A 24,569-nucleotide genomic window follows, 5' to 3' on the forward strand; every position below is an offset into this window, starting at 1 on the left:
GATTAAGTGGTGCGGCAACCCTCCGCAGAAAGGTGGTCACCCCATGGCCGCACGCCGCCGCTCGAGCTGGATGAACGAAGAGCTCGACGCCCTCCGCGACCTCGCGGACAAGTTCCTGGCGAAGGAACTCACCCCCAACATCGAGAAGTTCGCCGAGCAGCACCACGTCGACCGCGACCTGTGGAACAAGGCCGGCGAGCTGGGCCTGCTGTGCCTGTCGATCCCCGAGGAGTACGGCGGCGGTGGCGGCGACTTCCGCCACGAGTCGGTGCTCATCGCCGCGCAGGCGCAGGCGTTCGACACCAGCTGGGGCGTCTCGCTGCACAACGGCATCGTCGCGCACTACATCCTCGCGTACGGCACCGAGGAGCAGAAGCAGGCCTGGCTGCCGAAGATGGCCTCCGGCGAGGCCGTCGGCGCCATCGCGATGACCGAGCCCGGCACCGGCTCGGACCTGCAGAACGTGAAGACCCGCGCCATCAAGACCGGCGGCGAGTACGTGATCAACGGCAGCAAGACCTTCATCACGAACGGCCAGCAGGCCGACATCGTGGTCCTGGTCTGCAAGACCAACCCGGACGAGGGCGCCGCCGGCATCTCGCTCATCCTGGTCGAGGCCGACCGCGAGGGCTTCCGCAAGGGCAACATCCTCAACAAGATCGGCCAGAAGGGCCAGGACACCTCCGAGCTCTTCTTCGACGACGTGCACGTGCCCGTCGAGAACCTCCTCGGCACCCAGGAGGGGCAGGGCTTCTACCAGCTCATGCAGCAGCTGCCGCAGGAGCGCCTCATCATCGGCCAGGCCTGCGTCGCGGGCATGGAGGTCATCTTCGAGGAGACCCTCCGCTACACCAAGGAGCGGGAGGCCTTCGGCCGCCCCATCTTCGGTTTCCAGAACACCAAGTTCAAGCTCGCCGAGGCGCTCACCGAGACCACCATCGCCCGCGTCTTCGTGGACGACTGCATCGAGAAGCACGTCAAGGGCGAGCTCGACATCCCGACCGTCGCGATGGCGAAGTGGTGGACCTCGGACCGCGCCCAGGAGGTCGCATCCGAGTGCCTGCAGCTGTTCGGCGGCTACGGCTACATGGCCGAGTACCCCGCCGCGCGCTTCTGGGTCGACAACCGTGTGCAGATGATCTACGCCGGCACCAACGAGATCATGAAGGAGATCATCGCGCGCACGCTCTGAGCGCACGAGATCCCCGGCGCCCGGGTGCCATCCGTTCGGATGGCACCCGGGCGTTCCCGTCTCCGGAGTCTGACTCATCACGGCCGTTCCTGTCGGTCGATCCCGCTACGATCGGCGCAGCACCCAGCGGGAGGGGACGTCCATGAGCGAGGGCACGCGCAGCGGGAGCACGCTGGGGCCGTACGAGATCGGGCGCCTGCTCGGCCGGGGCGGGATGGGCGAGGTGTACCTCGCGCACGACGCGCAGCGCGACCGGGACGTCGCGCTGAAGCTGCTGCACGCCTCGGCGGCCGAGGACCCGCAGTTCCGCGAGCGGTTCTCCCGCGAATCGCAGACGGTGGCGCGCCTCGCGGACCCGCACGTCATCCCGATCCACGACTTCGGCGAGATCGACGGGGTGCTGTTCATCGACATGCGCCTCGTCGAGGGTCGCAACCTCGCGGAGGCCCTGCGCGACGGTCCGCTGCCCCCGGAGCGCGCCGTCGCCCTCGTCGAGCAGGTGGCCGGCGCGCTCGATGCGGCGCACGCCAAGGGCCTCGTGCACCGGGACGTCAAGCCCGCCAACATCGAGCTCACCGAGTCGGGCTTCCCGTACCTGCTCGACTTCGGACTCGCGGTGGCCGATACGCAGTCCCGGATGACCTCGGCGGGGCTGTTCGTCGGCTCGCAGGCCTACGCGGCACCCGAGCGGTTCGACGGTGACTCGGCCACCGTCGCGAGCGACGTGTACTCGCTGGCGTGCGTCCTGTTCGAGGCGCTCACGGGGCACGCTCCCTACCGCGGCGCGAGCCTGGGATCCATGCTCAAGCAGCACGTCACCGCCCCGATTCCCCGGGTGAGCGAGGAGGCTCCGGTCCCGGCGGCGATGGACACCGTGATCGCGCGGGGCATGGCGAAGGACCCCGCCGACCGGTTCGCCGGCTGCGGCGAGCTGGCGACCGCCGCGCGCGAGGCCCTCGCCGGCCACAGCGTGGACGTGCCGTTGCCCTCCCCCGCCTACGACCGCACGCTGATCCGGCCGCTCGCGGAGCCGTCCGATCCCACCGTGATCTCGCAGCCGTATCCACCCGCGGATTCCGACCTCACCGTGGTCTCCCAGCCGTCGCCGCCCGCGTCGTACCCACGCGCGGTGTCCTTTCCGCAGGCTCCGTCGTATCCGGCCGCTCCCTCGTACCCGGTCGCGCCGTCGTACCCGATGGCACCGGCCTACCAGCAAGCACCGCCGCCCGCGAAGAGCCGCGCGGTGCCCATCCTCGCGGTGGTCGCCGCCGTGCTGGTGGGCGCCACCGCCGTCCTGGGCTACGTCGCACTGTCGGACCGCCAGAGCTCACCGGTCGCACAGACCGGCGGCGCCACCGCCACGGCGACCGTCACCGCGACGGCGGCCGCGCCGACCACCACCGACGCGCCGCCCACCACGACGACCACCGCTGCACCGAACCCGCTGGCCGCCCTGCAGACCCGCGCCGCGGCGGACCGGCCCGTGGTGCTGGCGACGCTCAACAACCGGTGGGTGGCGCAACTCGCCTCGAAGTACCCCGGCGCGTTCGACGACGGCAAGACCTGGTTCGAGGCGGACATCCTCGGCGAGGTCGCGTACTTCGACCAGCGCCACGGGAGCGTCCGTCTCCTGCAGAGCGGCGGCTGGCCGGTCTTCGACCGCGACGACTCCTGGGTGCCGGTGTACGCCGGAGCCAGCTGGGACACCTACGAGCCCGCATTGGCGTGGTGCCTGCAGCAGAACTACGACGGGAAACACTGCGCCGCGAAGTTCGTCTCCGACACGATCCGGCCCGAGATCAGCACCCGGTACAACAAGTAGGTCAGCGCTGCAGGGGCGTCATCTTCCGCTGCGCGGCGGGGACCGCCAGCGCGAGCACGCCGCGCACGACGCCCTTGGCGATGTCCAGGTTGTCGAAGTAGTCGCGCCACAGCACGATCCGGCCGTCGTGCACGTCGAACCGACCGCACACCCAGAACCGCACGCGCAGCGGGCCCACCCGCAGCTCGTCGATGCGCTCGGTGAGGACGACGGCACCGTCGGACGCGATGGACGTGACCTCGACGCCGAAGCCGAGGGCGGGCTGCGCGAGCAGCCGGATCACGCGACCCGCGCGGTTGCGACCGCGCAGGGTCGCGAGGCCCACGTTCGTGTAGACCACGTCCTCGTCGAAGGCGGCGACCGCCTCCTCCGCCCGGCCGTCCTGCATATCGGCGAGGAAGGTCAGCACCGTCGCCTGTTCGTCCTGCACCACTACGTCAGTCATGCGGCCGACAGTACCGGCGCCGGGTCGTCCCGTCCTCCGCCCTGGGGCGGAGAATCCGGGGGGCGGAGGAGCTAGCCGGAGTTGCGCAGCGCCGTGGCGAGGCCGTTCATGGTCAGCAGGATGCCGCGCTGCACCAGCGGGTCCTCGTCGCCGGAGCGGTACCGGCGCAGCAGCTCCACCTGCAGGTGGTTGAGCGGCTCGAGGTACGGGAAGCGGTTGAACACCGAACGCTTGAGGGCGTGGTTGTCGGCGAGCAGGTCGTCGGTCTCGGTGATCGCGAAGTACGTCTCGATGGTGCGGCGGTGCTCGTCGGCGATCTTGCCGAAGACGCGCTCACGCAGGTCGGCGTCGGGCACGAGGTCGGCGTAGCGGGCGGCGAGGCCGAGGTCGGACTTGGCGAGGACCTGTGCCATGTTGGAGAGCACCGACCGGAAGAAGGGCCAGCGCCGGTACAGCGCGCGCAGCTGCTCGAGGCGGTCCGGGTCTCCCCCGATCCACGTCTCGAACGCCGTTCCCGTGCCGTAGAAGCCGGGCAGCATGACCCGCGACAGCGACCACGCCATGACCCACGGGATGGCGCGCAGGTCGGAGATCTTCGACGTCTGCTTGCGCGAGCTGGGCCGCGATCCGATGTTCAGCGAGCCGATCTCCTCCACCGGCGTGGCGGTGGTGAAGTACTCGACGAAGCCCTCGGTGCGGTGCACGAGGTCGCCGTAGGCGTCGCGCGCGAGGGCGGCGAGCTCGTCGAGCACCGCGTAGGCCTCGTCGGCGTCGTCGCCGAGGCCCTCCACGTCGAGCAGCGACGACTCCAGCGTCGCCGCGACGAGCGACTCCAGGTTCCGCACGGCCAGTGCGGGTTCGGCGTACTTCGCGGCGATGATCTCGCCCTGCTCGGTCAGCCGCAGCGAGCCGCGGACCGCGCCGGGCGGCTGCGCGAGGATCGCGTCGTAACTCGGACCGCCGCCGCGGCCGACGGTGCCGCCACGCCCGTGGAAGAGCCGCAGCGTGATCCCGGCCTCACGCGCCATCGCGACGAGGTCCAGCTCGGCGCGGTAGAGCGCCCAGTTGGCCGCGAGGTAGCCGCCGTCCTTATTGGAATCGCTGTAGCCCAGCATGATCTCCTGCAGCCCGCCCTTGCCGTCGACCAGCGAGCGGTAGGCCGGCACAGCGAACGCGGCGCGCATCGTCGCGGCGCCCTGCTGGAGGTCCTCGATGGTCTCGAAGAGCGGGACGATGTTGACCGGGCACTCGGCGCCGCCGTCGGTGTCGGGCCGCAGCAGCCCCACCTCCTTGAGCAGCACCGCGGCCTCGAGCAGGTCGGAGACCGACGTGCACATCGAGATGATGTAGTTCGGGATCGCCTTGGCGCCCAGCGATTCCACGGCGCGCGCCGCGGCGCGGAGCACCCCGAGCTCCTTCGCCGTCTGGTCGGAGAACTCCGCCCCCGGTCCCACGAGCGGCCGCCGCAGGCGGAGCTCGGCGGTGAGCAGTCGCACCCGCTCCTCCTCGTCGAGCGCCGCGTAGTCGGCGTGCACGCCGGCCCACGCGAAGAGCTCCGCGACGGTCTCCTCGTGCACGTCGGAGTTCTGCCGCATGTCGAGGCCGGAGAGGTGGAAGCCGAAGGTGTTCACGGCCTCCCGCAGCGACTGCAGGCGGTCGTCCGCGATGAGGCCGTCGCCGCCGGCCCGCAGGGAGGCGTCCACGACGCCCAGGTCCGCGAGCAGTTCCGACGGTCCGCCGTAGGGCTCGGCACCGATGTCGGTGCGCGCGTCCAGCTTCTCGTCGAGCAGGCGGTCCGCGGTGGCGGTGAGGCGGCCGCGGATGCCGTGCAGCGCGCGGCGATAGGGCTCATCGGCGCGGCGGGGAGAGTCGTCCCAGGCGGCGAGGTCCAGCAGCGCGTCGGCGACGGTGGTCAGGCGGGAGCTGAGCGCGAGCTCCTGCTCCAGCTGCAGCAGCTCGCGCAGGTAGTGCCCGATGGCGGTGGCCGCGGCCCGCCGCGAGGCCATCGTGACCACCTCGTCGGTGACGTACGGGTTGCCGTCGCGGTCGCCGCCGATCCACGATCCGGGGCGCACGATGGGCTCGGACAGCAGGGCGGTCCCGGGGTACAGCTCGCGCAGCCGGATCCGGGCCTCGCGGTTGATCGCGGGCATCACCTGGAGGAAGGCGGAATCGAAGTAGCGCAGGCCGTTCTCGATCTCGTCCTGGATGCGCAGCCGCTCGAGCCGCACCAGCGCGGTGTCCCACAGGGTGAGGATCTGGCGCCGGAGCGCGACCTGGGTCTGCTCCTCCTCACGCGCATCCAGCTGGGTCCGGTCGCGGTAGCGCATGAGCTCGGTGATCCGGTGCTGCGTGTCGAAGACGGTGCGCCGCCGGGTCTCGGTCGGATGGGCGGTGATCACGGGCACGACGAGCGCGTGCCGGAGCGCTGCGGCGACGTCCGCACCGTCGAGCCCCGCGTCCTCCAAGAGGCCATAGGCGTGCGCGAGGGACGAGGCCTGCGGCGGCTCTCCCGCGCGGACGTGGATGGCGCGCCGGCGCTCGCGGTGGAGGTCCTCGGCGAGGTTGGCGAGCAGCGCGAAGTGCGAGAAGGCGCGGATGACCGGGATCGCCTCGCCGGTGGGGACGTCGGCGAACAGCGCGGCGAGCTGCCCGCGGTCCAACTCGGAGCGGCGCACGGCGAAGGACTCCCGCCGGGCGCGTTCGACGAGGTCGAAGATCTGCGGCCCGGCCTGCTCGCGGACGGTGTCGCCGAGAATCCCGCCCAGCAGCCGGATGTCGTCACGGAGGGGTTCGGTGGCGGCGCGCGCTGGCTCACTGGTCATGCTCGGCAGTATTCCTACCGCCTGCTCAGATTTCGAGGCCAGCGCCCATATGGGCGCCCTGCTCGGCAGCACCCCGCCGACGACGAAGGCGCCCCGAACCCTGCGGGTTCGAGGCGCCTCGCCGAAGTCTTCGGGGCGACGTCTAGGACGTCAGCTTGATGCTCAGCGTCACGCCGACGATGCACACCGTCCAGATGATGCCGACGAAGATCGTCACCCGGTCGAGGTTCTTCTCCACCACCGACGAGCCCGAGAGCGACGACTGCACACCGCCACCGAACAGCGACGACAGGCCGCCGCCCTTACCGCGGTGGAGCAGGACGAGCACCACCAGCAGCAGGCTCAGCACGAGGATGGCGATCTTCAGCACCAGCTGCAATGTTTCCACGAGGATCCAGTGTACCTTCCGGTCGACGTCGGTCGTTCAGGGCGTGGCAGGCGCGTCGGCCTACAGCGGCCGGCTCCGGATCAGAGCGGCCCGCCCGCGGCGATGGCGCTGAGCGCGGCGAACTCGTCGGGCTTGAGCGAGGCGCCGCCCACGAGGCCGCCATCCACGTCGGGCTGCGCGACGAGCTCGCCGACGTTCTTGCTGGACACCGAGCCGCCGTAGAGCACGCGGATCCCCGCGGCCACCTCGGCACCGCCGAGCTCGGCGATGGTGGCCCGCACCGCGGCGCACACCTCCTGCGCGTCCTGCGGGGTCGCCACCTTGCCGGTGCCGATCGCCCAGACGGGCTCGTACGCGATGACCGTCTTGGACAGCTCCTCGGCGGTCAGCCCGGCGAGCGAGCCCTTGAGCTGCTCGACGTTGTACTCGACCTGCGTGCCCTGCTCGCGGATGTCGAGCCCCTCCCCGATGCAGACGATCGGGGTGAGGCCGTGCCGGAGCGCCGCCTTGGTCTTGGCGAGCACGATCTCGTTCGTCTCGCCGTGGATGGTGCGGCGCTCGCTGTGCCCGACCACCACGTAGGTGCAGCCGAGCTTGGCGAGGAAGGCGCCGGAGATGTCGCCGGTGTAGGCGCCGGAGTCGTGCGGCGAGAGGTCCTGCGCGCCGTAGGTGATCTTCAGGTCGTCACCGTCGACGGCCGTCTGCACCGAGCGCAGGTCGGTGAACGGCGGGATGACTGTCACGTCGACGTGCGCGAAGTACTTGTCGGGCAGCGCGAAGGCCAGCTTCTGCACCACCGCGATCGCCTCGAGGTGGTTGAGGTTCATCTTCCAGTTGCCGGCGATGAGCGGCTTACGGCTCATGCGTCACCCCTTTCGAGCACCTTCAGCCCCGGGAGCTCCTTGCCCTCGAGGTACTCCAGCGAGGCGCCGCCACCGGTGGAGATGTGGCTGAAGCCGTCCTCGTCGAGGCCCAGCGTGCGCACGGCCGCGGCCGAGTCGCCGCCGCCCACCACGGTGAAGGCGCCGTTGCCGGTGGCCTTGATGACCGACTCCGCGACGGCCTTCGTGCCGGCCGCGAAGGCCGGGAACTCGAAGACGCCCATGGGGCCGTTCCAGAAGACCGTCTTGGCCTGGGTGAGCACGGCGCCGAAGCGCTGTGCGGACTCGGGACCGATGTCGAGGCCCATCCAGCCGTCCTCGATGGCGTCGGCGGCGACGGTCTTCGACGCGGCGTCGGCGGCGAAGGCGTCGGCGACCACGACGTCGACCGGCAGGTGCAGCACGTCGCCGAACTCCTCCAGCAGCTGCTTGCAGGTGTCGATCTGGTCCTCCTGCAGCAGCGAGGTGCCCACGGAGTAGCCCTGCGCGGCGAGGAAGGTGAAGGCCATGCCGCCGCCGATCACCAGGGTGTCGACCTTGGGTGCCAGCGCCCGGATCACACCCAGCTTGTCGGAGACCTTGGAGCCGCCGAGCACCACGGCGTAGGGCCGCGACGGGTTCTCGGTCAGCTGCGCCAGCACCTTGACCTCGGCGTCGACGAGGCGGCCGGCGTAGGCCGGGAGCAGCTTCGCGACGTCGAAGACGGAGGCCTGCTTGCGGTGCACGACGCCGAAGCCGTCGGAGACGAAGGCGCCCTCACCGGCGTGCGAGGAGACGTCGACGAGCTCGGCCAGGTCACGGGCGAGCGCCTCGCGCTCGGTGTCGTCCTTGCTGGTCTCGCGCGGATCGAAGCGCACGTTCTCCAGCAGGAGGACGTCACCGTCGGTGAGGCCCTCGGCGCGCGCGAGCGCGTCCTGGCCCACGACGTCGCCCGCGAGCTGGACGTTGCGGCCCAGGCGCTCCGCCAGCTCCGCCGCGACGGGCGCGAGGGAGAACTTCGGGTCGGGTGCGCCCTTCGGGCGGCCGAGGTGCGCGGTCACGATCACCTTGGCGCCGGCCTCGGCGAGCGCCTTCAGCGTGGGCACCGAGGCGATGATGCGGCCCGCGTCGGTGATGGCGCCGGCATCGTCGAGCGGCACGTTGAGGTCGCTGCGGACCAGCACGGTGCGTCCCTCGACGCCCTCGGACAGCAGGTCGGAAAGAGTGGAAACGGTCATCAGAGCGATTTACCTACCAGATCAGTCACGTCGACGAGGCGATTGCTGTAGCCCCATTCGTTGTCATACCAGGACACGACCTTAGCCTGATCGTCGATCACCTTGGTCAGACCCGCGTCGAAGAGCGAGCTGTGCGGGTCGGTGACGATGTCCGACGAGACGATCGGAGCGTCGTAGTACTTGAGGATGCCCTTGAGCTTCCCCTCGGCCGCGGCCTTCATCGCGGCGTTGATCTCCTCCACGGTCGCCTTCTTCGCGAGCTGCACGGTGAGGTCGGTGACCGAGCCCGTGGGGATCGGCACCCGCAGCGCATAGCCGTCGAGCTTGCCCTCCAGCTCGGGCAGCACGAGCCCGATGGCCTTGGCCGCGCCGGTCGAGGTGGGCACCACGTTGATCGCCGCGGCACGAGCGCGGCGCGGGTCCTTGTGCGGGCCGTCCTGCAGGTTCTGGTCCTGCGTGTAGGCGTGGACCGTGGTCATCAGGCCCTTGACGATGCCGAACTCGTCGTTGACCACCTTCGCCAGCGGTCCGAGGCAGTTCGTGGTGCACGAGGCGTTGGAGATGACGTGCTGGCTGCCGTCGTACTTGTCGTCGTTGACGCCCATCACGACGGTGAGGTCGGCGCCGGCGGCGGGGGCCGAGACGATCACCTTCTTGGCGCCGGAGTCGAGGTGGCCCTGCGCTTTGTCGCGGGCGGTGAAGATGCCCGTCGACTCGATGACGACGTCCACGCCGAGGTCGCCCCAGGGCAGCGCTGACGGCCCCTCGCGGACCTCGAGGGCCTTGATCACCTGATCGCCCACGCGGATCGTGTCGCCGTCGGCGACCACGTCCGCGTCGAGGCGGCCGAGGATCGAGTCGAATTTGAGGAGGTGCGCCAGCATCGCGTTGTCGGTCAGGTCGTTGACCGCCACGATCTCCACGTCCGTGGTCCCCAGGGCCTTCTGGGCGGCGACCGCCCGGAAGAAGTTGCGGCCGATCCGACCGAATCCGTTGACACCTACGCGAACCGTCACTGTAGTGCTCCTTCGGGTCAGGAATACCTGCCCGTCAACGGTAGCCCCGGAACACCCCGCGCGCTCGGCGTTACAGAGACGCTCAGCCCTCGTCGAGCATGTCCGCGGTGACCGCGGACTCGGTGTCCGGCACCCCGTCGGTGGCGGCGCGCTTGTCCGCCATGGACAGCAGGCGGCGGATCCGTCCCGCCACGGCGTCCTTGGTCATGGGCGGGTCGGCGAGCTGCCCCAGTTCCTCGAGGGACGCCTGACGGTGCTGCACGCGCAGCGAGCCCGCCTGCGCCAGGTGGTCGGGCACGTCGGCGCCCAGGATCTCGAGCGCCCGCTCGACGCGCGCGGCGGCCGCGACGGCGGCCCGGGCGGAGCGGCGGAGGTTGGCGTCGTCGAAGTTGGCGAGGCGGTTCGCCGTCGCCCGGACCTCGCGCCGCATGCGGCGCTCCTCCCAGACGAGGCGGGTGTCGTTGGCACCCATGCGGGTGAGCAGCGCGCCGATGGCCTCGCCGTCGCGGACGACGACGCGGTCGGCGCCGCGCACCTCGCGGGCCTTGGCGGTCACGCCGAGCCGGCGCGCACAGCCCACGAGCGCGAGCGCCACCTCGGGGCCCGGGCAGGAGACCTCGAGCGCGCTGGAGCGGCCGGGCTCGGTGAGCGAGCCGTGCGCCAGGAAGGCGCCGCGCCACGCGGCCTCGGCGTCGTGCACCGAGCCGCCGACGATCTGCGAGGGCAGCCCGACGACGGGCCGGCCGCGCATGTCGAGCAGCCCCGTCTGCCGCGCGAGCGCCTCCCCGTCCTTGACCACCCGGACGATGTAGCGCGCCGCCTTGCGCAGGCCGCCCGCGCTGAGCACGTGCACGTCCGAGTTGTAGCCGTACAGGTCGAGGATCTCCTTGCGGAGCCGCCGGGCGGTGATCCCCGTGTCGACCTCGGCCTCGACGATCACGCGGCCGCCCTGGATGTGGAGGCCGCCCGCGAACCGCAGCAACGAGGCGACCTCGGCGCGGCGCGCACTCACCTGGGTGATGGACAGCCTGCTCAGCTCGTCCTTGACCTGGGATGTCAGCGCCACAGCTGGACCCTCCTAGGGAAACGTCGACTACATCGGATGGGGAAACGGGAAAGGTTGACTATTCGCGGTCCGAGAGTTCACTGTAGGCCACTTTCGCGATCGCGGCTGCCAGTGCCTCGGGGTCGTGCTGGTGCGTCCCGGGGACGCCGACGTCCACGAAGTGGGGCGTCGCACCCAGCAGCGCGGTGGCGCGGATGAGGTGCTCGCGCTCGGTGCCCGGGGGCACCGTCCGGGCGTCGACGAGGACGTCGTCGAACCGCAACCCGTCGGCGTGGGCCGCGAGCACGTGCAGGTGCCGCTCGGGCGAGTAGCCCCCGGTCTCCTCGGGCTCGGGAGCCAGGTTCAGGATCAGCACCCGACGGGCCGACGTGCGCCGCAGCGCGTCCACCTGCTCGGGCACGAGGACGTGCGGGATGACGGAGCTGAACCACGAGCCGGGGCCGAGCGTCACGACGTCGGCGGCGAGGATCGCCTCGACCGCGTCGGCGCACGCCTCGGGGTGCGGGGGCAGCAGCCGGACGCGGCGCACCTGGCCCGGCGTCACGGCCACGGCGACCTGCCCGCGGATCACGCGGGACAGTCTGGGGTCGTCCTCGAGCCCGGTCACGTCGGCCTCGATCCGCAAGGGCCCCGGCACCATCGGCAACACCCGGCCCTGAACGCCGAACCGGTCGGCGATCGCGTCCAGGGCGTCGACGGGGTCACCCAGGACCTCGCAGAGCCCGGCCAGCAGCAGGTTCCCGACGGGGTGCCCGGCCATCGCGCCGCCCCCGCCGAAGCGGTGCTGCAGGATCCCGGCCCAGAACTCACCGCGGTCGTCGTCGGGCATGAGGGCCGCCAGCGCCATGCGCAGATCGCCGGGCGGGATGATGCCGAGCTCGCTCCGCAAGCGGCCGGAGGATCCCCCGTCGTCGGCCACGGTCACGATGGCGGTGATCTCCGCGCCCAGGGCGCGGCCCGCGCGCAGGGTCGCGAACAGTCCGTGGCCGCCGCCGAGGGAGGCCAGTTTGAGGGCCGTCATTCGAGCCCCAGATCCCGGTGCGCGGCACGGACTTCGATGCCCGGCCGGCCCGCGAGCCGGCGCACCAGCTCCTCGGTCATCGCGACGCTGCGGTGCTTGCCGCCGGTGCAGCCGATGCCCACTGTGAGGTAGGTCTTGCCCTCGCGCCGGTACCCGGCGAGCAGCGGGTCGAGCAGCTGCGCGTAGGTGTCGAGGAAGTCGGACGCCCCGGGCTGCCCCAGCACGTACCCCGAGACCTCCTCGGTGAGCCCGTTGAGCGGGCGCAGCTCCGGCACCCAGAACGGATTCGGGAGGAAGCGCACGTCGAGCACCATGTCGGCGTCCAGCAGGATGCCGTTCTTGAAGCCGAAGGACTCGACGGTGACGGTGATGGTGCCGGAGCGGAGCGTGCGGAAGGAATTCTCGATCGTCTCGCGCAGCCGGGCCACGGAGAGGGTGGAGGTTTCGAGGACGAGGTCCGCGGTCGACCGGATGGGCTGCAGGATGCGGCGCTCCGCGGCGATGCCCTCGGCGAGCGTGCCGCTGCCCTGCAGCGGGTGCTTGCGGCGCACCTGCTCGAACCGGCGGATGAGGGTCTCGTCGGAGGCATCGAGGAACAGCACGCGGGGCTCGATGTCCTTCTCCGCCAACTCCCGCCGGATGTTCGCGAAGTCGCCCGTGAAGGTGCGGCTGCGCACGTCGGTCACGATGCACAGCCGATGGATCCGCGACTCGTCGGCCAGCGAGATGTCCACCATGTTGCTGATCAGCGCGGGCGGCAGGTTGTCGGCGACGTACCAGCCGAGGTCCTCCAGCACCTTGGCCGCCGTGCCGCGGCCGGCGCCGGACAGGCCGGTCACCAGGAGCACGTCCATGGGGCCGTCGCTGCGGTGTTCGCCGACGGTCCGCTCCTCGGCTCGGTCGTCCGGATTCCCGGTCGGGCGCACGGACCCTCCTCCTCGGTCGTCGGTACCCCGTCAGCCTAGCCATCGCGGCCGTTTCCCGCGGTGGTCTCGGCGGCCCGTTCACCGGGATCGCCGACCGCCTAGAGTCGTCGTCGTGTCCGTCTCCCGCGCCGCCTCCGTGACCGCCGCAGCCCTCGCCGTGGCGGCGTCCGTGCTGGTGGCTCCCGCGGCGTCGGCGGACACGGTGCCCGGCACCGCGGGTCTCGATCCGGCCCTCGCGGAGGCCTACTCGGCGGCGTACCGCGCCGCCGCCGCGAACGGCGTGGTGCTCAGCATCACGTCGGGCAAGCGCTCGTGGGACCAGCAGCAGTGGCTGTGGGAGGACGGCCTCGCCCGATACGGCTCGCCCGCGGCCGCGCGCCGCTGGGTGCTCCCGCCCGCCGAGTCCACGCACGTCGGCGGCGAGGCGGTCGACGTCGGCCCGTGGCAGGGCGCCGCGTGGCTGCAGGCGAACGGGAACCGGTGGGGCCTGTGCCACACCTTCGACAACGAGTGGTGGCACTTCGAACTCGTCGCCTCCCCGGGCGGAGCCTGCCCGCCGACGGTGCCCGACGCCTCCTACCGCTGACGTCTCGCCGAACCCTTCGCGCGGCTCACGGGCCGGTGTTAGGTTTCGATGACCCGATTCTCGTGGAGGACGTCATGCTCCGTCTCAGGTCGGCGGCCGCGGCCGCATTCGTCATTCCCCTCACGCTCACCGCGTGCGGGACGTCCGGATCGGACGGTGGCCCCTCCGGCGCACCGTCGTCCGTGACGATCGCGGCGGGCGGATGCGACGCCACCAGCCCGACGGGCACGATGTACCGGCCCTCGGCCACGGCGTCGCCGACCGGGCCGCGCGACATCAGCACCAATCCGGAGGGCGCGTCCGGGTACCGCTCCGGCCTGCCCGTCACGCACACCAAGGACTACGGCGTGGCCACCGCGAACCCGATCGCCACGAAGGCGGCGTGCGAGGTGCTCGAGCAGGGCGGCAGCGCGGCCGACGCGCTCGTGGCGGCGCAGACGGTGCTCGGCCTCGTCGAGCCACAGTCCTCCGGCATCGCCGGCGGCGCCTTCCTGCTGTACTACGACGCGAAGTCGAAGAAGGTGCAGGCGTACGACGGTCGCGAGACGGCGCCCGCGAGCGCCGACGAGAACTACCTCCGGTGGGTCTCCCCCGAGGACCGGACGGCACCCCAGCCCGACGCCCGCTCGTCCGGGCGCGCCGTCGGCGTCCCCGGCGCGCTGCGGCTGCTGGAGGCCGTTCACGGGGAGCACGGCAGCAAGACGTGGCGCGAGCTCTTCGACCCCGCGGTGAGGATCGCCGACGACGGCTTCGAGATCAGCCCGCGCCTCGCCGGCGCGATCGCCGACGAGGCGAAGAACTTCGCCAACGACGCCGACCTCCGGGCGTACTTCCTCGAGCCCGACGGTGCGCCGAAGAAGGCCGGCGTCAAGCTCACCAACCCGGCGTACGCGAAGACCCTGGGCGCCATCGCCTCCGAGGGCGCCAAGGCCTTCTACACCGGGCCGATCGCCGAGGCGATCGTCGCCTCCGTGCGCGACACCACCGGCGGCCGCACGGCCGGGACGATGACGGTGCAGGACCTCGAGCAGTACGCCGTGAAGACCCGCGAGGCGGTGTGCACGCCCTATCGCGACCGCGAGCTGTGCGGCATGCCCGCACCCTCGTCGGGCGGGATCACCGTGGCGCAGGCGCTAGGCATCCTCAACTCCTTCGACCTGTCGAAGCTCGGGCCCGACGCGGTGCACGGCGGCGACCCCGGACCCGACGGCGGCATCCCCACCGCGGAGGCCATCCACCTGATCTCCGAGGCCGAGCGCCTCGCCTACGCGGACCGCGACAAGTACATCGCCGATCCCGACTTCATCCCGCTGCCCGGCGGCTCCCCCGCCGCTCTGGTGGATCCCGCCTATCTCGAGGGCCGCGCCAAGCTCATCGACCGGAACAAGACCATGGGCACCGCGAAGCCCGGCGAGTTCGCCACCGCCACACCCGGCGTCACGACGACGCCCGAACACGGCACCAGCCACATCACCGTGCTCGACAAGGCCGGCAACGTCGCGTCGATGACCACCACGATCGAGTCGGCTTTCGGCTCGTACCACATGGTCGACGGCTTCCTGCTGAACAACCAACTCACCGACTTCTCCGCGGAGCCCGCCGATTCCGCGGGCCTGCCGGTGGCGAACCGGGTGCAGCCGAACAAGCGCCCGCGCAGCTCGATGTCGCCGACGATCCTGTTCGGCCGCGGCGCGGACGGCGCGCGCGGCGACGCGATCGGCGCGCTGGGCTCCCCCGGCGGCGCGGTCATCATCCAGTACGTGATCAAGACGATCATCGGCCTCACCGACTGGAAGCTGAACCCGCAGCAGGCCGTCGGCGTCGCGAACTTCGGCGCGGCGAACACGGCGAAGACGAACGTGGACAGCGCGCACCCGACGCTCAACACCGACGAGGGGCGCAAGGTCGTCGAGCAGCTCCAGGCGCTCGGCCACCAGCTCAACCTCGCGCCACAGGTGTCGGGGCTCTCGGCGATCGTCAAGCAGGGCGACGTCTACGCGGGCGGCGTCGATCCGCGCCGCGAGGGGGTCGTGCTCGGCGGCAGCTGATCCGAACCCCGGAGCTCACTGGCCCGGTCCAAGCGCCACGCAAGGCGCCGCGCTTACGATCTCGGCATGGGAATGAAGTGCAACTTCGTCATCGCGTGCCGATCCGATCCGGCGGAAAGCCTTCGGAACCTGCCGCCGCTGGACGTCGACGCGAGCGACGCCTTGGCGACCGCGGTCCTCGGCAAGCGTTCCTGGGGCCGATCGCGTCGATCGCACCGGACAGGTGATCTCTCGGTCGACGTCTACCCGAAGGACGGCGAGATCGCGGTGGCGGTCTACGGCGACCTCGTCATCGTCGCCAGCGACGACGTGCTGTCCTGGTTCGAGCAGACCGTCGAGGGCTGGGGCGTGGCGCTGATCGACGACTACGACGCGGACGTGTTCGTACTCCATTCCGTCGTCGACATGGGATGCTTCGCCGCCTGGCGCGGCGGAGAACTGATCCGGTCGTTCGCCGGCTCGAGTGACGACGGGGTGATCGTCGACGAGGGCGGAAGGCTGCCGTTCGAACGCGACCTCCACGGTGAGGACGACGATTTCGGCTGGATCACCGAGAACGCCATCCTCGACCGCCTCGGGTACTGCTACGAAGGTCCGTACTCCGCGGACAACATCGATCCGGCGACGGTGCCGCTCCTCGTCTACCGCTGAGCCGCGGGCGATTCGAGGATCACGGCCTCCCCCACCACCTGCAGCCGCACTTCCGCGCCGGGCGCGGGCAGCTCGGTGCTGGGGTGTCGGATCTCGATGCCGGTCCCGTCGGCGAGACTCAGCTCCACGGTGGCGTCCGGACCGAAGAACTCGACCCGGATGACGGTGGCGGGCACACCCTCCCCCGCGATCCGGATCTGCTCGGGGCGCAACAGGAGTGGCACTGACCCGCGCGGGGCGGCACCGTCGGTCCCGGCGACGGGGATCCGCCCCAGCACCGTCTCGGCCACCGCGCCGTCGAGCGCACCGTCGAGCACGACGACGTCGCCGAGGAACCGCGCGACGGACTCTGAGGCGGGCCGCGCGTAGACCCGCGCCGGCGGACCGACCTGTTCCAGGGCACCGCCGCGGAGCACCGCGACCTGGTCGGCGAAGGACAGCGCCTCGGACTGGTCGTGGGTGACCAGCACCGTCGTGATGCCAGTCGCGCCGAGCACCTCGGCGACGGCGGCGCGGGTCGCGACCCGGAGGCCCGCGTCGAGAGCGGAGAAGGATTCGTCCAGGAGCATGATCCGCGGCGCCCCGGCCAGCGCCCGCGCCAGCGCCACGCGCTGCTGCTGACCGCCGGACAGCTCGTGCGGATAGCGCCGGGCCAGAGCGGGATCCAGCGAGACCGTCTCCAACAACTCCGCGACCCGTCCGGCCGCGGCGCGCCGGCGTACGGGCAGCGAGGCACCGAGACCGAAGGCGATGTTGCGCGCGACCGAGAGATGCGGGAAGAGCGCGCCGTCCTGCGCGACGTAGCCGACGCCCCGCCGGTGCGCGGCGACCCACGCGGTGTCCGAGGCGAGCTCGCGGTCGCCGAGCCGAACGCTCCCGGCGTCGGGCCGAGCGAAGCCCGCGACGAGCCGGAGCAGCGTCGTCTTCCCGGAACCGGAGGGCCCGACGACGGCGGTGATCGAGCCCGCCGCCACCGTCAGGTCGACGTCGCGCAGCACGGTGTCGGCGCCGTAGCGCTTGGTGAGACCGCGCAGGGCGAGTTCGGCGCTCATGCGGCTCCTCTCGTCCGGGTGGTGCGTCCGGCGGCCCGTCGGGACTGGCGGAACAGCAGGTAGGTGGTGGGCAGCGACAGGAGCACCATCGCCATGGCGTAGGGCGCGGCGCCGGGATAGTCGATCTCGCTGCTGCGCGCCCAGAACTCGGTCGCGAGGGTGCGGGTTCCGTTGGGCGCCAGGATCAGCGTCGCCGTCAGTTCGTTGGTGACGGCGAGGAAGACGAGGGCCGCGCCCGCCGCCGACGCGGGCGCGGTGAGGCGGAGGGTGATGCGCGCGAAGGCGATCGGGGGCGGCGCGCCGAGGGCGCGGGCCGCCTCCTCCAGCGAGACCGGCGCCTGGGCCAGGCCCGCCCGCAGGCCCACGGCGGCGCGCGGCAGGAAGAGCAGCACGTAGGCGAGGATCAGCACCGTCGCGCTCTGGTACAGGTCCGGTACCGCCCGGATCGAGACGGTGACCAGCGCCAGGCCGATGACGATGCCGGGCATCGCGCTGCTGACGTAGGTCGAGGCCTCGAGCGTCCGGGTGATGCGGTTCGGCCGGCGCACGGCGAGGTACGCGAGCGGGAAGGCGGCGGCGACGGTGAGGACGGCGGTCGCCGCGCCGTAGCCGAGCGACGTGCCGAGCGCCTCGAGGAGGTCGGCCGGCACCGTCTGCGCGGCCCCGCGCACGGTCCAGCGGACGACGAACCACAGCGGGAGCCCGAGGGCGGCCCCGACGAGCGCCAGGAGCGCGACCTGTGCGCCGGCCTGGTAGCCGCCCAACGGGATCCGCTCCGGCGTCGCGACCGCGCCCGACCCCACCCGGGCGTACCTAGCGCGGCCGCGGGCGGCGACCTCGGCGACGAGCAGGAGCAGGCACAGCAGCGCCAGCACCCCGGCGAGCATCGACCCCGCGGCCCCGTTGAAGGTCGACTGGTACTGGACCATGATCGCAGTGGTGAAGGTGTCGAACCGGATCATGGCGAAGGCGCCGTACTCGGCGAGCAGGTGCAGCGCCACGAGCACCGCGCCGCCCAGGGCGGCGAGCCGCAACTGTGGGAGCACCACCCGCGCGAAGACCGCCCACCGCCCGAGGCCGAGCGCGGCCGCGGACTCCTCGAGCGCGGGGTCGAGCCGGCTCAGCGCCGCCGCGACCGGGATGTAGACGAGCGGGTAGTAGAACAGCACCGCGATCAGCACGCCCGACCACAGTCCGCCGAGCGACGGGATCGCCGAGACCCAGCCGTAGCTGCCGACGAACGCGGGTATCGCGAGCGGCGCCGCAAGGAGCAGCGACCACGCCCGGCGGCCCCAGAGCGTGGTCCGCTCGACCAGCCAAGCGCCGCCGACGCCGAGGATCACGCTGAGCGGCACCGCGATCACCGTGAGAAGCACGGTGTTGATGAGGAGCTCGGCGACGCGGGGCCGGAAGACGAGCCGGACGGATTCCGCCCAGCCGGTGTCGATCGTCGTGTAGACGACGAAGCCCAGCGGCACCGCCGCGACCGCCGCGATGGCGGCGGCCGCGAGGGTGAGCAGCCTCAGAGCAGGCCCGCCTCGGTCATCAGGGTCACGACCTGCGGGCCGTTGAGGGTGGCCGGGTCGACGGTCGGCGCCTGCAGGTCCGCCATCGGGACGAGCTTCGCGTTGGCCGGGACGCCGGAGGCCACCGGGTACTCGAAGGACGTGCCCTTCTCGAGCACCTCCTGGCCCGCCTTGGAGGTGATGAACTTGAGCAGCTGCTGGGCCTGCGCCTGCTTCTTCGACGACTTCAGCACGCCGCCGCCGGAGATCGAGACGAAGGCGCCCGCGTCCTGGTTCTTGAAGTAGTGGGTGCCCACGTTGCCCGAGTTCTCGCCGGTCTTCGCCTGGTCGCCGTAGAAGTAGTAGTGGTAGATGAGGGCGGTGTCGACCTCGCCGGCGTTGACGGCCTTCATCGCGGCGCCGTTGCCCTTGTACTCCTTGGCGTTCTCCTTCATCGCCTTCAGCCAGTCCTTCGTGGCCTGCTCGCCCTTGAGCTGCAGGTAGGCCGAGACGATCGCCTGGAAGTCCGCGCCGGACGGCGACGCGCTCCAGCGGCCCTTCCACTCCGGCGTCGCGAGGTCGGCCATCGACTTCGGGAGCTGCTCGGGCGTCACCTTGCGCTTGTCGTAGACGAGCACCGTCGAGCGAGCCGCGATGCCCGTCCACTTGCCCGTGGACGGCTTGAGGCCGTTGTTCACCTGCGCGAGCGTCGCCGGGTCGACGTCGGCGAACAGGCCCTTGTTCTCGACCTGGGTCATCGCGGGCGAGTTCTCGGTGAGGAAGACGTCGGCGGGCGAGCGCTCGCCCTCGGCGATGATCTGCTGCGCCAGTTCGGAATCCTTGCCCTGGCGGATCGTGACCTTGATGCCGGTCTCCGCGGTGAACTTCTCCACCCACTCCTTGGCGAGGGTGTCGTGCTGGGCGTTGTAGAGCGTCAGCTCGCCGCCCGCCGAGCCCGAGCTCGACGGTGCCGCACCGTCGCCGCTCGACCCGCAGGCCGTGATCGTGAGGGAGGCCACCGCCACCAGGGCGGCGGCCAGAGTGGAGCGCTTGCGCAACGACATCGTCGAATCCTTTTCTTGAGCAACGAAATCACTCACGACGGGCGAGAGTAAGGCGACGCTACACTAAGCCCGCCGAGATGGGGAGCAACCGGACATACCTGACGCGTCAGAGAACCAGAACCGCGACGACCGTCGCGGGAACGGCGAGCAGCAGGCCGTGGAACGCGAACCGGCGGGCGGAGATCCGCACTCCCGCGCGTGCGCACCGCTCCCGCCAGAGCAGCGTCGCCAGCGAGGCCCACAGCGTCACGATCGGCGCCACCCCCACCCCGATGAGCAGCGCCATGAGGCGTACGGGATCGCCGTCGGCGACCGGTTCGAGGGCCAGGTACGCGGGCAGGTTGTTCACTCCGTTCGCGGCCAGGGCCCCGACGCCCGCCACCCGCAGCAGGTCCGACGGTGCCGTGCCCGCCCCCGCGACGTCGCGCAGAACACCCTCGAGGCCCACCACGAGGAGCACCTGCACCCCGGCGAAGACGGCCGCCAGGATCAGCACCATCCGCCACGGCACCACGATCTCGCGGAGCCGCTCCGGCGCGCGAACGGCCACCGCCCCGGCCAGGACGAGCGCGGCCACCGTCGACGCCGCGGCGGGCGGGACACCGAGCGCGAAGGCCGGCCCCAGGGCGAGGCAGACGGCCGCGGCGACGCCGAACAGGACCCGATCGGCGGGCGCCTCGAAGTCGGGGATCTCGTACCGGCCGCGCAGGTCCCGGCGGTGCAGCAGCCACAGCACGACGACGGTGACCGCGATCGCCGCGATCGCGGGCCGCCAGGACAGCGCGACGTACGCCCGCACGCCGCCGTCGAGGTGGTAGACGGCGAGCAGGTTGGTGAGGTTCGAGACCGGCAGCAGTAGCGAGGCCGTGTTCGCGAGCCAGACCGTGGTCATCGCGAAGGGCAGGGGCGCCAGCCCGAGTCGCGACGCCGCGGCCAGCACGACGGGTGTCAGCAGCACCGCGGTGGTGTCGAGGCTCAGCACGATCGTCGCCGCGCAGGCGGCCGCAACCGTGCACAGCCACATGAGCGGCACCCGGCCCCGGCCGAGGCGCGCCGCGAGCACGCCGAGGGCGTCGAACACCCCTGCCAGCTGCGCGATCTCGGCGACCACGGTGATCGCGAGAAGGAAGACGAGAACCGGCGCGACCTGCGCCGCCACGTCGGCCGCGTTCACGCGCCGTCGGTGCGCAGGCCGTCGAGCACGGTGCGGGCGGTGGTCATCCCGATTCCGGGCACCTCCACGATCTCCTCGAGGCTGGCCTCGCGGAGCTTGGTCACCGAACCGAAGTGCTGCAGCAGCGCGGTCTTGCGGGTGTCGCCGAGGCCGGGGATCGCGTCGAGCGCGCTCGCGGTCATCCGCTTGGACCGCTTGCTGCGGTGGAAGGAGATGGCGAACCGGTGCGCCTCGTCGCGCACCCGCTGCAGCAGGAACAGCGCATCCGAGCTGCGGGGAAGGATCACCGGGTCCTCGTCGCCGGGGACCCACACCTCCTCGAGCCGCTTCGCGAGGCCCACCACGGCCACGTCGGTGACGCCCAGTTCGTCCAGCACCTCCTGCGCGGCGGCGGCCTGCGGCGCGCCACCGTCGACCACGAAGAGGTTGGGCGGGTACGCGAACCGGCGCGGGCGCCCCGTCTGCGGGTCGAGCGCGGCCTCCGGGGCGAGATCTCCCCCGTTGTCGTCGCCCTGCTGCCCTGCCTCCGCGCCGCCGGCGTCCTCGGTCTGCCGGGCGTCCGCGCGGTGGCGCAGGAAGCGGCGACGGGTGACCTCGGCGATGGACGCGACGTCGTCGCTGTGGCCGTCGCCCGCGGCCTCCTTGATCCCGTAGTGCCGGTAGTCGGACTTCTTCGCCAGGCCGTCCTCGAAGACCACCAGCGAGGCCACCACGTCGGAGCCCTGGATGTGGCTGATGTCGACGCACTCGATGCGCAGCGGCGCCTCGTCGAGGTCCAGCGCGTCCTGCAGGCCCTGCAGCGCCGCCGAGCGGGCCGTGAGGTCGCCCGAGCGCTTGAGCTTGTGCTGGTGCAGCGCCTCGACGGCGTTGCGCTCCACCGTCTCCATGAGGGTGCGCTTGTCGCCGCGCTGCGGGATGCGCAAGGACACCCGGGCGCCGCGGAGCCCCGACAGCCAGTCCTGCAGCTCGTCCGCATCGTCCGGCAGCACCGGCACGAGGACCTCGCGCGGCACGGGATTGACCGCGCCGTCGCCCGACTGCTCGGCGCGCTCGACCTCCTCGCCGTAGAACTGGGTGACGAACTGCTCCAGCAGCTCGGCGTGCTCGTTCTGCTCCGCGTCGCCCGGCTTCTCGACCACCCAGCCGCGCTGGCCGCGGACGCGGCCGCCGCGGACGTGGAAGATCTGGACGGCGGCCTCGAGCTCGTCGGCGGAGAAGGCGATGACATCGGCGTCGGTGCCGTCGCCGAGCACCACGGCCTGCTTCTCGACGGCCTTGCGCAGGGCCGCCACGTCGTCGCGCAGCCGCGCGGCGCGCTCGAAGTCCAGGTCCTCGCTGGCGGCGAGCATGTCATTCTCGAGCTGTTTGACGAGGTTGTCGGTCTTGCCGGCGAGGAAGTCGCAGAAGTCCTCGACGATCTGCCGGTGCTCCGCGGCGGTGACCCGCCCGACGCACGGCGCGGAGCACTTGTCGATGTAGCCCAGCAGGCACGGGCGGCCCATCTGGTTGTGCCGCTTGAAGACCCCCGCCGAGCAGGTGCGGGCGGGGAAGACCCGCAGGAGCAGGTCGAGGGTCTCGCGGATGGCCCAGGCGTGGCTGTAGGGGCCGAAGTAGCGCACGCCCTTGCGCCGGGGGCCGCGGTAGACGTACAGCCGCGGGTACTCCTCGTTGAGGGTGACCGCGAGCATCGGGTACGTCTTGTCGTCCCGGTAGCGGACGTTGAACTGCGGGTCGAACTCCTTGATCCAGTTGTATTCGAGCTGCAGCGCCTCGACCTCGGTGCCCACCACGGTCCATTCGACGGACGCGGCGGTGGTGACCATCTGGTAGGTCCGCGGGTGCAGGCCGAAGACGTCGGCGAAGTAGGAGTTGAGGCGGCTGCGCAGCGACTTCGCCTTGCCGACGTAGATGACGCGGCCGTGCTTGTCCCGGAACTTGTACACGCCGGGCTGCGTGGGGATGGTGCCCGGTGCGGGACGGTAACTCTGCGGATCGGCCACCCGTCCAGATTAGGACGGGTGGCCGACAGGTTCGGGCGCGGGCGGGGCGGAGGTCAGCCGATGGGGATCCAGATCGGGCCGAGCCAGAAGCCCCAGTGATTGCGGCCCTGATCCCAGACCGGGGTGTGCCAGGCGCCCTCGCGGTACACCGGTCCGGGCCGCCAGTTCGGGTTCTGCCCGTTCGGCCGCGGTGCGACCTGGCGGGGCACCTGGTTCGGCGCCGGCCGGGCGGCAGGCTTCGGCGCGGGCTTCGCGGCGGGGCGCGCGCCCTGCCCGACACCCGGGGCACCGGGCTGGCCGGGGTTCGGCGTTGCGGCCGCGGCGCCGGCGCCGACGGTGGCGAGGCCGCCGATCGCGGTGGCACCCAGGAGCGTGGATCCGATCATCTTCTTCATCGTGGTCATACGAGAAGGGTGACCGCCCGTCCTGCGCGCGAGCGGGGGACGACCTGGGCGTTCGCTGGGACTCGTCAGGCGGTCACCGTGGGCTCGACCGCGCTCCCGGCAGGACGACGGGGCGCGCGGGGACGCCGCGGGACCATGCTGCGCGAGGCGAGCGGGTCGTCGGCGGCCAGGCCGAACCGGCGGCGGTAGGCCTCCGCGTCGATGTCGTGCACCCCGAGGTGCGGGACGAGCATCGCCATCCATAAGCCGCACAGGTGGCACTGCACCCGGTCGCCATCGTCCTCCAGCCGTCCCGAGCGGGAGCGCAGCAGGTCGCCGAGGGCGTCGGCGTAGTCGCCGTGCGCCGGCATCCGCTCCAAGAGCTCGGCGACCCGCTGGTCCGTGGCGTCGATGCGGGAGCGGAACTGCGGCGGGCTCAGGTGCTCGAGGACGCATCGGCGCAGTTCGAGGTAGTGGTCGAGCAGCCCCTCGCGCTCCATCGCGTGCTCGAAGGCGGTGCGCGGGGCGGCGTGCCCGTCGTGCTCGGTCCGGGCTCCCCACCGCGCCTGCGTGCGGGTCGAGCCCCGTCGCCGCCCGCTGATCCGACCGTGCGCCGCGACGTGGTTGTCGACGCTCGCGAACCACAGTCCGCACGCCGGGCACTGTTTGAGCGCGCCGCCGGGGGCGTTGACGGCGGAGGGCACGGTGAACGCCGTGGGGTCGTGACTCCACGCGTCGATGATCGCGACCGTCACCGACGCGGCGTCGGTGCCCACCCGGTCCGCGAGCCGGCTCGGACCGAGGCCGTTGGCGGCGGCCCAGTTGGCCGCCTCCGCCCAGCTGTCCCAGGGCGCGTCCGGGGGCAGCTCGGTCAACGGGACTCCCCGCCCCGGCGGCGGGGCCTCCAGCGAGCCTTCCAGGGTGCTCGGAGAGGCACGTGGACGTACGGGTCGACCGCTCTGCCGCGCCGGGTCGACGGTCCGCTGCCGGTTGGCGCGCCGAGGGCGGGGCGTTGTGGAGCGCTGACGGCCCCGCCGGTGCACGACCCGGTGCGCCTCGACGTCCGAGAACCAGATCCCGCACTCGGGGCACTGCTCGACGCCGACCGGCGGCACGGTGGCGGGCGGCCGGGTGAACAGGTCGGGGAACCTCATCCACTCGTCGGCGATGGCCAGCAGAGCATCGATCCGGGTGACTCCTTCGCGCTGCGCGATCGCGCCCACGCCGAAGCCGCCGGCCGCCGCCCAATTAGCAGCGGCGACCCAGCGCGGATCGTGAGACTGCTCGGGCATGCCTTTCAGAATGCA

At 71.7% G+C, this 24,569-nt stretch carries 21 protein-coding genes; 5 read left to right on the forward strand and 16 right to left on the reverse strand.

The features are described 5' to 3' along the window. The first annotated feature begins 43 nt into the window (after positions 1-43). Complete coding sequence (locus ACLQ3K_RS00950; RefSeq protein ID WP_224646653.1) at positions 44-1,192, forward strand: acyl-CoA dehydrogenase family protein; 1,149 nt, start codon at positions 44-46, stop codon at positions 1,190-1,192. A gap of 142 nt (positions 1,193-1,334) precedes the next feature. Next, a complete protein-coding gene (locus ACLQ3K_RS00955) occupies positions 1,335-3,014 on the forward strand; it encodes a protein kinase domain-containing protein (RefSeq protein WP_425996320.1) in 1,680 nt (559 codons plus the stop codon). Position 3,015: 1 nt separating this feature from the next. On the opposite strand, the gene ACLQ3K_RS00960 is transcribed toward ACLQ3K_RS00955, so the two are convergent. From ACLQ3K_RS00960 to rapZ, 9 genes are all read right to left on the reverse strand, one after another. Beyond that, positions 3,016-3,459 carry a limonene-1,2-epoxide hydrolase family protein gene (locus ACLQ3K_RS00960; RefSeq protein ID WP_415675583.1) on the reverse strand — a complete coding sequence of 148 codons (444 nt, stop codon included), beginning with the start codon at positions 3,457-3,459 and terminating at the stop codon, positions 3,016-3,018. Between the two features lie 71 nt (positions 3,460-3,530). Further along, the gene (ppc, locus tag ACLQ3K_RS00965; RefSeq protein WP_425996322.1) at positions 3,531-6,284 is read right to left on the reverse strand and encodes a phosphoenolpyruvate carboxylase; all 2,754 of its coding nucleotides are present in this window, start codon (positions 6,282-6,284) and stop codon (positions 3,531-3,533) included. Positions 6,285-6,426: 142 nt separating this feature from the next. Further along, positions 6,427-6,663, reverse strand: coding sequence for a preprotein translocase subunit SecG (gene secG / locus ACLQ3K_RS00970; RefSeq protein WP_068520767.1), 237 nt, complete (start codon positions 6,661-6,663; stop codon positions 6,427-6,429). 89 nt (positions 6,664-6,752) lie between these two features. Then, on the reverse strand, positions 6,753-7,535 hold the full coding sequence (gene tpiA, locus ACLQ3K_RS00975) for a triose-phosphate isomerase (RefSeq protein ID WP_224646657.1): 783 nt from the start codon (positions 7,533-7,535) through the stop codon (positions 6,753-6,755). After that, on the reverse strand, positions 7,532-8,770 hold the full coding sequence (locus ACLQ3K_RS00980) for a phosphoglycerate kinase (protein ID WP_425996325.1): 1,239 nt from the start codon (positions 8,768-8,770) through the stop codon (positions 7,532-7,534). The genes tpiA and ACLQ3K_RS00980 overlap by 4 nt, the downstream gene beginning before the upstream one ends. Beyond that, positions 8,770-9,786 carry a type I glyceraldehyde-3-phosphate dehydrogenase gene (gap, locus tag ACLQ3K_RS00985; RefSeq protein WP_336671831.1) on the reverse strand — a complete coding sequence of 339 codons (1,017 nt, stop codon included), beginning with the start codon at positions 9,784-9,786 and terminating at the stop codon, positions 8,770-8,772. Before gap ends, ACLQ3K_RS00980 begins: the two co-directional genes overlap by 1 nt. 82 nt (positions 9,787-9,868) lie before the next feature. Then, positions 9,869-10,846 (reverse strand): DNA-binding protein WhiA, encoded by a 978-nt coding sequence (gene whiA, locus ACLQ3K_RS00990; RefSeq protein ID WP_224646723.1) that lies wholly within the window; start codon positions 10,844-10,846, stop codon positions 9,869-9,871. A 64-nt stretch (positions 10,847-10,910) separates the two neighbouring features. Beyond that, positions 10,911-11,873: a gluconeogenesis factor YvcK family protein gene (locus ACLQ3K_RS00995; protein ID WP_224646660.1), complete on the reverse strand. Its 963-nt coding sequence runs from the start codon at positions 11,871-11,873 to the stop codon at positions 10,911-10,913. Beyond that, positions 11,870-12,727 carry an RNase adapter RapZ gene (rapZ, locus tag ACLQ3K_RS01000; protein ID WP_425997109.1) on the reverse strand — a complete coding sequence of 286 codons (858 nt, stop codon included), beginning with the start codon at positions 12,725-12,727 and terminating at the stop codon, positions 11,870-11,872. The genes ACLQ3K_RS00995 and rapZ overlap by 4 nt, the downstream gene beginning before the upstream one ends. A gap of 184 nt (positions 12,728-12,911) precedes the next feature. On the opposite strand from rapZ, the gene ACLQ3K_RS01005 reads away from it, so the two are divergent. The 3 genes from ACLQ3K_RS01005 to ACLQ3K_RS01015 all read left to right on the forward strand — a co-directional run bounded on the left by ACLQ3K_RS01005 (position 12,912) and on the right by ACLQ3K_RS01015 (position 16,084). After that, positions 12,912-13,385 carry a M15 family metallopeptidase gene (locus ACLQ3K_RS01005; RefSeq protein WP_425996328.1) on the forward strand — a complete coding sequence of 158 codons (474 nt, stop codon included), beginning with the start codon at positions 12,912-12,914 and terminating at the stop codon, positions 13,383-13,385. Positions 13,386-13,459: 74 nt separating this feature from the next. After that, positions 13,460-15,433 (forward strand): gamma-glutamyltransferase, encoded by a 1,974-nt coding sequence (gene ggt, locus ACLQ3K_RS01010; RefSeq protein ID WP_425996330.1) that lies wholly within the window; start codon positions 13,460-13,462, stop codon positions 15,431-15,433. 66 nt (positions 15,434-15,499) lie between these two features. After that, positions 15,500-16,084, forward strand: a complete 585-nt coding sequence (locus ACLQ3K_RS01015; RefSeq protein WP_425996332.1) for a DUF6928 family protein — start codon at positions 15,500-15,502, stop codon at positions 16,082-16,084. Here ACLQ3K_RS01015 and ACLQ3K_RS01020 read toward each other — a convergent pair. From ACLQ3K_RS01020 to ACLQ3K_RS01050, 7 genes are all read right to left on the reverse strand, one after another. Continuing rightward, positions 16,075-17,136: an ABC transporter ATP-binding protein gene (locus ACLQ3K_RS01020; RefSeq protein WP_425996334.1), complete on the reverse strand. Its 1,062-nt coding sequence runs from the start codon at positions 17,134-17,136 to the stop codon at positions 16,075-16,077. The genes ACLQ3K_RS01015 and ACLQ3K_RS01020 overlap by 10 nt on opposite strands. Further along, the gene (locus ACLQ3K_RS01025) at positions 17,133-18,662 is read right to left on the reverse strand and encodes an ABC transporter permease (RefSeq protein ID WP_425997111.1); all 1,530 of its coding nucleotides are present in this window, start codon (positions 18,660-18,662) and stop codon (positions 17,133-17,135) included. The genes ACLQ3K_RS01020 and ACLQ3K_RS01025 overlap by 4 nt, the downstream gene beginning before the upstream one ends. Beyond that, positions 18,659-19,705, reverse strand: a complete 1,047-nt coding sequence (locus ACLQ3K_RS01030; RefSeq protein WP_425996337.1) for an iron ABC transporter substrate-binding protein — start codon at positions 19,703-19,705, stop codon at positions 18,659-18,661. Before ACLQ3K_RS01030 ends, ACLQ3K_RS01025 begins: the two co-directional genes overlap by 4 nt. Before the next feature lie 106 nt (positions 19,706-19,811). Further along, on the reverse strand, positions 19,812-20,879 hold the full coding sequence (locus ACLQ3K_RS01035; protein WP_425996339.1) for an SLC13 family permease: 1,068 nt from the start codon (positions 20,877-20,879) through the stop codon (positions 19,812-19,814). Then, positions 20,876-22,879: an excinuclease ABC subunit UvrC gene (gene uvrC / locus ACLQ3K_RS01040; RefSeq protein WP_224646670.1), complete on the reverse strand. Its 2,004-nt coding sequence runs from the start codon at positions 22,877-22,879 to the stop codon at positions 20,876-20,878. The genes ACLQ3K_RS01035 and uvrC overlap by 4 nt, the downstream gene beginning before the upstream one ends. Positions 22,880-22,932: 53 nt before the next feature. Then, positions 22,933-23,283 (reverse strand): hypothetical protein, encoded by a 351-nt coding sequence (locus ACLQ3K_RS01045; RefSeq protein ID WP_425996341.1) that lies wholly within the window; start codon positions 23,281-23,283, stop codon positions 22,933-22,935. Between the two features lie 65 nt (positions 23,284-23,348). Continuing rightward, positions 23,349-24,554, reverse strand: a complete 1,206-nt coding sequence (locus ACLQ3K_RS01050; RefSeq protein ID WP_425996343.1) for a MucR family transcriptional regulator — start codon at positions 24,552-24,554, stop codon at positions 23,349-23,351. Positions 24,555-24,569 lie beyond the last annotated feature (15 nt).

Origin of the sequence: Tsukamurella sp. DT100 (assembly GCF_049844855.1) — a bacterium.
GTDB lineage: Bacteria > Actinomycetota > Actinomycetes > Mycobacteriales > Mycobacteriaceae > Tsukamurella.